Origin of the sequence: Aquiflexum sp., from assembly GCF_041749095.1 — a bacterium.
Lineage (GTDB): Bacteria > Bacteroidota > Bacteroidia > Cytophagales > Cyclobacteriaceae > Aquiflexum.
In genome coordinates, this window is sequence record NZ_JBGTCA010000553.1 from 1 (window position 1) to 8,463 (window position 8,463).

Annotated in this window: 9 protein-coding genes; 2 read left to right on the forward strand and 7 right to left on the reverse strand. The window is 39.7% G+C overall.

Features of this window, described 5'->3' with window-relative positions; genetic code table 11:
• Window positions 1–412: 412 nt before the first annotated feature.
• Together ACEW8O_RS24795 and ACEW8O_RS24800 are read left to right on the forward strand one after the other, a co-directional pair.
• Window positions 413–871: a hypothetical protein gene (locus tag ACEW8O_RS24795; protein ID WP_373497320.1), complete on the forward strand. Its 459-nt coding sequence runs from the start codon at window positions 413–415 to the stop codon at window positions 869–871.
• 95 nt (window positions 872–966) lie between these two features.
• Window positions 967–2,367 carry an MBL fold metallo-hydrolase RNA specificity domain-containing protein gene (locus tag ACEW8O_RS24800; RefSeq protein ID WP_373497321.1) on the forward strand — a complete coding sequence of 467 codons (1,401 nt, stop codon included), beginning with the start codon at window positions 967–969 and terminating at the stop codon, window positions 2,365–2,367.
• 152 nt (window positions 2,368–2,519) lie between these two features.
• Here the strand turns inward: ACEW8O_RS24800 and ACEW8O_RS24805 are convergent, their stop codons facing one another.
• From ACEW8O_RS24805 to ACEW8O_RS24835, 7 genes are all read right to left on the reverse strand, one after another.
• Entirely contained in the window at window positions 2,520–3,674 is a 1,155-nt protein-coding gene (locus tag ACEW8O_RS24805) for an amidohydrolase family protein (RefSeq protein WP_373497322.1), read from the reverse strand.
• Between the two features lie 122 nt (window positions 3,675–3,796).
• Window positions 3,797–4,522: a class I SAM-dependent methyltransferase gene (locus ACEW8O_RS24810; protein ID WP_373497323.1), complete on the reverse strand. Its 726-nt coding sequence runs from the start codon at window positions 4,520–4,522 to the stop codon at window positions 3,797–3,799.
• A gap of 139 nt (window positions 4,523–4,661) precedes the next feature.
• On the reverse strand, window positions 4,662–5,111 hold the full coding sequence (locus ACEW8O_RS24815; protein WP_373497324.1) for a GNAT family N-acetyltransferase: 450 nt from the start codon (window positions 5,109–5,111) through the stop codon (window positions 4,662–4,664).
• A 217-nt stretch (window positions 5,112–5,328) separates the two neighbouring features.
• Window positions 5,329–5,772 (reverse strand): DUF4440 domain-containing protein, encoded by a 444-nt coding sequence (locus tag ACEW8O_RS24820; RefSeq protein ID WP_373497325.1) that lies wholly within the window; start codon window positions 5,770–5,772, stop codon window positions 5,329–5,331.
• 105 nt (window positions 5,773–5,877) lie between these two features.
• Window positions 5,878–6,747 (reverse strand): alpha/beta fold hydrolase, encoded by an 870-nt coding sequence (locus ACEW8O_RS24825; protein ID WP_373497326.1) that lies wholly within the window; start codon window positions 6,745–6,747, stop codon window positions 5,878–5,880.
• 80 nt (window positions 6,748–6,827) lie between these two features.
• The gene (locus ACEW8O_RS24830; protein WP_373497327.1) at window positions 6,828–7,394 is read right to left on the reverse strand and encodes a Crp/Fnr family transcriptional regulator; all 567 of its coding nucleotides are present in this window, start codon (window positions 7,392–7,394) and stop codon (window positions 6,828–6,830) included.
• Window positions 7,395–7,452: 58 nt separating this feature from the next.
• On the reverse strand, window positions 7,453–8,463 hold a 1,011-nt coding region (locus tag ACEW8O_RS24835; RefSeq protein WP_373497328.1), incomplete at its 5' end, for a serine hydrolase.

Genomic DNA, 8,463 nt, shown 5'->3' on the forward strand with positions numbered 1-8,463 from the left:
AATTATTTTATTTACTAATAATAGCAGCTCCAATTCTTTTTTTAAGTATTCTATATTTAAATTAAAAAAAAGTCCTTTGGGAGTGATGTAAAATTAAGTTATAGTTTTTCACCATCTGGTCGTAGAATGGCGAATTCGCTAGGTGTATCCCGTAAAGCTGTCGGGAGCAATTACACCTTTCTATCTATTAGAATTTGCAATTCGTGTTTCAAGAGTTAACTTGAGGCAGGTGCTGACCTTCAACTGCGTAATTGGCCAATTACAAATTGGTAAGAATATGAGGGTGAAGTTGCAAACTTCACCCAGTCACCGCCGAAGGTTTATTCTACACCTAGTGGGGTGTCGTCATTGATGCCCCGATTTTTCTATTATTGGTTCGTTTTGATTTGTTTACTCAAAAATAACCGTACAAATGAAAAGTAATTTTAAAGCAGATCACGAAAATTGGAAGGGAGTTCCTAGAATCAATATTTACCTTCTCCGACTATTGTATATCCTTATGTTCTTTGTATTGGGCAAAGATGTGTGGACTTATATTCTCTCTTTCCAGGGGGAATGGCAACCGACAGAAGCTGTAGCCTGGAGTGTTTGGGCATCTTTTTCAGTACTTGCCTTTTTAGGTATAGTTCACCCGCTTAAAATGCTGCCGATTTTGTTTCTGGAAATTTTTTATAAAATCCTTTGGCTTTTTTTGGTAGCATATCCACTTTGGATGAAAAATGAGTTGATAGGGTCTGAAGCAGAGGACATAACTTTTGCATTTTTATGGGTAGCTCTCCCGATAGTGGCTGTCCCTTGGAAATACGTATTTCAAGAATACATACTTTTCTCAATTAAGAGGAAAAAGAAATCTATAAGGGAATTAAATTGAAATGTTGATACTACTTTAATTAAAATCCTGCTTCTGAACATACTGCATACCTTAAAATATTCTTGTATTTTTAGGAAACAATAAATCCGAACAATATGCAGGTAAAATTGAAGTTTTTAGGTGGAGCCAAAACAGTTACAGGTTCCAGATACCTTCTCCATATTGATGATTATAAAATCCTTATTGACTGTGGACTTTTTCAGGGATTAAAAGAACTGAGATTAAGAAATTGGGACAAATTCCCCATTTCCCCTTCCGATATCAATGTGGTCATCCTGACACATGCACATATTGACCATACCGGGTATCTTCCCAAATTGGTGAAGGAAGGGTTTAACGGACCCATATACTGCACCTTCCCCACTATGGAACTGACCAAAATCCTATTGAAGGATTCAGGCAAATTACAGGAAGAAGAAGCCAGCTACGCACAGAAAAAGGGATATTCCAAGCACGAAAAACCACAGCCATTGTACTCCATTGAGGATGCAGAAAAGGTTTTCCCTTTGTTGCAGCCCATTGAGATGGAAAAAGAAGAAAGGATAAATCCTTCTTTATCATTCACTTTTTTCAATGCCGGACATATTTTGGGTGCGGCAATCCTGAAAGTAAAGGTGAAAGGACAAACGCAGGAAAAGAAAATTGTTTTTTCCGGTGACCTTGGCAGGTACCATGACCCGATCATGAATCCACCTGTCAGGATTCCATTTGCGGATATCCTGCTGTTGGAATCCACTTATGGAAACAGAAAGCAGTTGACAAACAAACCTGAAGAAGAACTTGGACTTGCCATCAGAGAGACTTTCCGGAACGGAGGTGTTGCGGTCATTCCTGCTTTTGCAGTTGGTCGGACACAGATGATCCTGTATTACCTCCACCTCCTTCAACAAAAAGGAAAGATCCCTAATATCCCGATTTATGTGGACAGCCCAATGGCAATCAATGTCACCAAAATGTACAAGGAATTCGGGCATTACCACAAACTCTCTCCTGTATTGGAGGAAGAGGATTGCAACCCTTTTCTCCATAAAAAACTTCACTATTACCAAACCCAGGAATCATCCATGTCATTAAATGCGATCAGAGGGGATGCCATCATCATCTCTGCCAGCGGAATGGCATCCGGAGGACGTATCCTGCATCATTTATATAATAGATTGCCTAACGAGCAGGATAGTATTATTTTCGTTGGCTTTCAGGCTGAAGGCACGAGGGGCAGGAAAATTTTGGAAGGTGAAAAAACCGTCAGGATATATGGCATAGATGTCCCTGTAAAAGCCAAGACCTTTTACATTGAAGGACTATCTGCCCATGCAGACCAGGAGGAACTGATGGAATGGGCAGAGGGATTTACAAACAAACCCAAAATGACTTTTTTGGTCCACGGAGAACGAGAAGCAGCTGAGAGTTTGTCAACAAGACTCAAAGAAGAATTGGACTGGAATCCCATTATCCCCGAGTATTTGGAAAGTTTTGAGTTGTTTGATGGAATATAGTTAATGAAATAACCACAACGTTGTTTATTCACCTATTTCCTATTCTTTCACTAGGCTTGATGTCGGATGACCGATGTTGTCTCTTATGATTATTTAACCAACCCTAAGAAAGTTTAAAGAATTTACTGATTAAGAAGTGGATATTCTATAATTTAATCAGGGAATCTGCTGGTGTCAATATTTGGAATGATCTTGATGGCGTTTTTGTAATAGACTTTTTTCAAGACTTCATCTGAGAGGCCCAAGCCATACATGCTCCAGAAAGCATGGTATTTCTTATAATAAGGAAAATACTCATCCTCGGTTTCCAACACTCTGAAGTAGGTGTAGAACTCTTCCTTATTGTAAGCATCCTTTGCAAAAAGAATCCTGTCCTGGTATTTGGTAAAAAATGCTTTGGCCCTGCGTGGTTGTCTTCCAAACTCCGCTATGACTGCCCCTATCCCAAAATAAACGTTGGCATACTCCTCCAGATGGGCTTCTGCCTTGTCAAGGTTATTGGCCATCCAGCCCATGTGGGCATTGATAAAAGTGGTTTGAGGATGCTTTTTGAACACATGGTGCTGCTCTGCGATCAACTGGTCAAAGGGCGCAGGATCGGTATCACTTCGTTTTCGCCCGGGATTGATTTTCAATTCCAGCCACCTTTCATTGTTGGCATCCAAGGGTTGCCAAAAAGGCTCCGGGTCGGCGGTGTGAATAATGACAGGAATGCCCAATTCTCCGGCCTTTGCCCAAACCGGATCCAGATGGGGATGGTCAACAGGCACCCTTTTTCCATTGATATCCTTTACCGAAAAACCGAGACTTTTATAAATCTTCAAACCATTGGCCCCATTCTGTACATCCATTTCCAGATCGGCAACCGCTTTCTTAGTCCAATTTTCTGTTCCAAAGTCTGTGAAAGAAAGGTTAGTAAATACAATGAATCTTCCCGGTGCCACACCATTGAATCTTCTGATCATGGAAAACATGTATTCCTGCTGATCAGTATCACTGGCACCACCTCTTGAGAAACCTCTTCCACTCAGATTTACCATCACCCCCATATTGATTTCATCCATTTCCCTGACCAACCTCTGTACAGTTTCCTGTGCAACATTCCATTGGTGGCTATGGATATCAATAAATGGAAACTTGGCCCTTTTTAATGGATGTTGGGGAACTACAAGAGTAGAAGGCGGATTGTATTCCTCAAAACTCATTTCCTGAGCAACTGAATAATCGGACCAGCTAATTAAAATAAAAAAGATAAAAACAGTAATCAGTGATTTAAGGAAGGTAAAAGATAAATCTTGGAATTTCATAGACTATGCAATGTATTGTGAACTTGTTCAGATAGAGCAATAAAACTATCAGTTTTATTTGGAGTTGAAATCTTGTAAAAGTTAGTGGAAATTCCATGCCATCCATCAAAATTCGGAATCCATTACTTTTCACAGCGATATAAGGTGTAAAATATATTGACTGGCAGTTCGCTATAATTGCGGCTGTTTAATATATCGTGCATAATGTCATAAGGTTTATCATCAGGGTTTTTGGACAACAATGCATGATATACACCGTGTTCTGCCAAAAGAACATGGGCCATATCCTTTGGTGCCACTTTTATTTTTATCCGTTCCTTTTGGGTAAACAGTTTTGAAATCCCATAGGTATCCAAACCTGAAAAGTCCATCCAATGATCATATTCCTTCAATGTGGCATTCCCCAAGGTTTCCATAAACTCATAAATCTCATCCATTACAATTTCAAAATCATAAATAAGAACAAGTCCATCTCTTTTGGTCACCCGAAGTGTTTCATCAAACAGCTTTTGGGACTTGGCATAATACAGAGAACCCCCAAAAGTAACGATATCAAACTGGTCCTCCGGAAAATCAAGATTTTTTCCATCAAAAGTATTATAAGTAATAAATCGATGGGATTTTGCCATCACAAGCATTTCAGGACTTGGGTCAATGGCCACGACTTTTTCGCAGAAATCCATCAGTGCAATTGAAGATTGCCCGGTTCCACAACCAACATCCAACCCGAATTTGAACTTCGACTCATCATATTCATTGAGGCATTTATCTAGAATTAATTGGTGCAGAGGCGGTCTATATGCCGCATAATGTTCTGCAATGATTACATCATATTCATGTTTCATCATAATTGGTTTTCTTTAAAAAGTATTAAAGGAAGGAAGTCCGAAGCAGGAAGTCCGAAGTAATGGACATTTTAGTTTCCTGGCGAAGATTAAATTGAATAACCAATTTTCTAGCATCATTGCGTAAATAATTGATTTGTTTTTAGAGTAACTTTTCAAAACATCGGCTATTTTCCACACCAATATACTGACCATAATTTTGAATTAGTGAATAGCCATTTTTTTTATAAAGTGCTATCGCATCCGGTTGCCTTACTCCTGTTTCCAAAATACATCTGGAATAAGACATTTCTTTTGCCCAATCTTCAAGGTCTTCCAAAATGCCGGTTGCAATACTTTTTCCCCTTCCCGTTTGGACCACATACATTCTTTTTACCTCCATGGTCTGAGGATCAAATTCCTTAATCGCCCCACAGCCAACCGCCTCATCTCCCTGAAACGCCAACACAACAAACCTGATGCTGTCAATCTTATTGTACTGATCATAAAAAGCATGCTCCTCACCATCTGTAATGGCCAATTCAGCATCCAATAAACTGACGAGTCTTTTAAAATCAGGATTTTGGGAATCGGTTCTGATCAATCTGTACATGACTTCAATTTGGTTAAAAAAAACTTTTCATCTTCTGCTAGTATTTTGATCCAAAAATTGGCTATTGATAATCCTTGGGAAGATAGTTCATAGGAATCATCGTCATACTTACCGGTTACTTCCTGACTATAATGTGGCGACAATATCTCTATACTTTTTTCAAAAAACTATCCTGGGCATGCTAATGTTTTTCATAATTTACTAAAAAATATATTTTTTATCCTGTAGGCAACATGTTTCTGATGGAAGATATTTTCCAGCCATGATCGGTGAGCATCACCAGAAACGAACTCCACATTTCTCTCTTTCCGGCACCCGGATTTTCAATGACATACCTGGCGTCAACCACTGCTACTTCCAGGGTAAGAAACTTGATCTTATCCACTGTCAAGGTCCGGGTTCCATGATTGGTTGTAGCGCTCCGCTGCATGCCTTCAATGGCAGATTGCATCCCCATTCTCCACTCCCCGGTTGATACCAACTGATCGATATTCGGCATCAGGATTTCTTTTAGCAATACTGTATCCTGCAATTCCCTTGCCTTTGAATAATTATCAATTAACGCTATGATGGCAATTTGCTGACTACTTTGATCTTCTTGGGCAAAAAGACAGGATAAGGTCAAAAAGCTCAGTGTGATAAATAGCATGAAAGGTTTCATTGTATTTTTAAATTGGCCAGACGATTTCTTTAATGGTAATTTAAATAAAAGGAGAGAGAAATAATTGTCGTGCCCGATAAAGTTGAGAATTCAATGACTAGTAATTCAACTACCCAAAAATCCCCTAACTGACTTCACCACCTTTTCTGCCTCCTCTTCCTGAGGGAAATGACCGCTTTCTTCAAGTTTTACTGTTTTCGATTTGGAAAAGCCCTGCTCAAATTTTTCCAAATATTTGGGGGTAATTATTGGGTCTTTCATACCCCATAGAAACAAGACCGGTTTATCTGAAATTTGGCTCTTTTGGTTCCATAACTCCTCAAACCAGTCTTGGTCATTAAGTAGTGATTTGGCAAAGGCAAGGGCACCGTTTCTCTGATATCTATCAGCAAATGGTTTGGTATAATGCTTCAAAATGGACTTTGACGGTTTGTGAACACCATATGATTTAGGCAAAATAAATCGGGGAGAAAAATTCAATCGCCTGTACAAGAAAGGCAACAATGGACTCCGCAATATTTTGCTGAACCTGACAAACTCTGGCTCCCCTTCACTGCTCCACAGCCAGGAATTGAGGATAATGATTCTTTTGATAAGGTTGGGATGGCGAATGGCAAAGTTAAGACCGATGGGTCCTCCAAAATCATGGACTACCAGGGTGATGGAGTCCAGTTTATGAGCCAACGCAAGTTTCTCCAAAGTCAGAGAATGGTTGAAGGTGGAATAATCATACTCCTTGGGCTTGTCAGACAGTCCAAATCCAATATGATCTAGGGCGATACAGCGGAAATCTGACTTTAGGTTTTTAATGATTTTCCTGAAGTCAAAGCTCCAGGTTGGCGTACCATGGACAAAAAGCAGGGCTTCTCCTTTGCCTTCATCTATAAAATGAAGTCTATGGCCATTTATATTAAAGTAATTTGACTGAAAAGGATATTCGGTTTTATCGAGCCAAGGGAATTCGGTTGCAGTCATAACCTGATGATTTAGATAGGAATTTAAACTGATGTAAAGGTCAGCCATTCCATCAACATTCATCTTGGTATAGACCAAGGTCAGAATTTGACCTGATTGTAAAGCTTGCTGAAATTGGTGGCATCTATGCCCAAATAAGATGCTATGTATTTATGTGGGACAAGCTGTAGCAAGTGGGGGCTGCGCCTACAGAATCCAACATACCTTTCTTCCATGGTTTTGGACAGCAGTTCCATTTGTCGTTTGAGAACACCTGCCAAAACCATTTCCGTCATTTTCCTGAACAGCCTTTCAATAGCTGTGGATTCATCAAACAGGTTTTGTAAAGTATCAAAGTCCAAACAATCCATTTCACTATCTGTCAGGCAGGTCAAAAAACTTTGTGAGGGAAGTTGCAGTGAAAAAGACTCGGGAATGGCACAGATATTCGGTGGATAGGTAAAGGCAATCACATGGGTCTTTCGCTCCGACTCAAAAAATGACATCTGCACACCGCTATTGACAAAATACAACTCCTGTTGGATTTGACCGGGAACTACCAATTGTTCTCCTTTCTTGAAACTTTTTGGCTTGAGTTTGTCTGAAAGCAACTGGTAGTCTTTTGGAGTGATTGGATGGAATTGATTGAAACACCCAAAATGGTTCATAATCTATGGTTAGGTTTTGTGGTGCGGTTTACCTTGAAGAGGATAGCCAAAGGTCTATCTATTTTTTTTTCTCAAAATGAATGTTCCGTACCCTACCGGAAGATGCCTTCATTCCAATAATATTTCCTGAGCTATCCCTTTTGAATTCTGCCCGGCCAAAAAACCAATTATTCCCGGAAAAAACATCCTTCTTGATTGGAACAAGAATGATGTCTGAATGGCGGCTATGATTTGCAACCAAAATTTCATCTTCCAATACAAAGGTATATTCGGTTGAAAGTTCCTCACTGTAAAAACTACCCTCATATTCACTGAGGATGACACTAGAGAGGTCAAATAATTCGGTTTTCTTGGCTTCACGTGGATTATCCCAAGCATTTAAAATGAGGCTTTCAACATTACCTCCATTATCAGGCTGGAATTCAATCGTGAATCCCAAATCGCCTACCTTGAATTCTTTTTCAGAAATAGCCTTTAAAGGAAATAGCGGCTCCCCCGTCGGTTTGACTGTAAGATTTCCGTCATTTTCCCTAATAGAAAGAATAACATTTGGTTCCAATTCATAATCACCCACGTAGTATAAAATCGTATTTAAGTCAACTTCAATTTCTTCTTCGGCAATTACTTCATCGGCTTTTTTCAAGCCTTCATTTTCCACAACACCTTCCAGAAAAATATCAGCTACCTCATGAGCCAATCCTTCTACATTAAAGGAACCATCGTTGCTGAAAACAATCACAGCCAAATCCTGTTCAGGATACCTCGCCAAATAAGAGCGGTAACCAGCATCAGCACCACCATGTGAAATTTCGTGAACACCTTTATAGCTACCCACAAACTGCCCTAATGCTCCACCAAAAGTATCACCGTTATTGAGAATTGCCAGGGTATTCATCTTATCAACAATACTCTTGTCACCTATCTTTGGATCTTGGAAATTCATTGCCCATTGACTGAGATCCTCCACAGTGGTAAATAGGCTTGTTGCACCAACATTTGCATAACTTAGGACTGCCTTTTTGTATCCCAAACTATCCATCTTGCTGTAGGAGTAAGCCCTGTTAGGAAC

Bases quoted from the DNA above. Each gene is read 5' to 3' on its own strand.
- ACEW8O_RS24800 (WP_373497321.1), top strand. From the start codon at position 967: ATGCAGGTAAAATTGAAGTTTTTAGGTGGAGCCAAAACAGTTACAGGT.
- ACEW8O_RS24805 (WP_373497322.1), bottom strand. From the start codon at position 3,674: ATGAAATTCCAAGATTTATCTTTTACCTTCCTTAAATCACTGATTACT.
- ACEW8O_RS24820 (WP_373497325.1), bottom strand. From the start codon at position 5,772: ATGAAACCTTTCATGCTATTTATCACACTGAGCTTTTTGACCTTATCC.
- ACEW8O_RS24815 (WP_373497324.1), bottom strand. From the start codon at position 5,111: ATGTACAGATTGATCAGAACCGATTCCCAAAATCCTGATTTTAAAAGA.
- ACEW8O_RS24810 (WP_373497323.1), bottom strand. From the start codon at position 4,522: ATGATGAAACATGAATATGATGTAATCATTGCAGAACATTATGCGGCA.
- ACEW8O_RS24825 (WP_373497326.1), bottom strand. From the start codon at position 6,747: ATGACTGCAACCGAATTCCCTTGGCTCGATAAAACCGAATATCCTTTT.
- ACEW8O_RS24795 (WP_373497320.1), top strand. From the start codon at position 413: ATGAAAAGTAATTTTAAAGCAGATCACGAAAATTGGAAGGGAGTTCCT.
- ACEW8O_RS24830 (WP_373497327.1), bottom strand. From the start codon at position 7,394: ATGAACCATTTTGGGTGTTTCAATCAATTCCATCCAATCACTCCAAAA.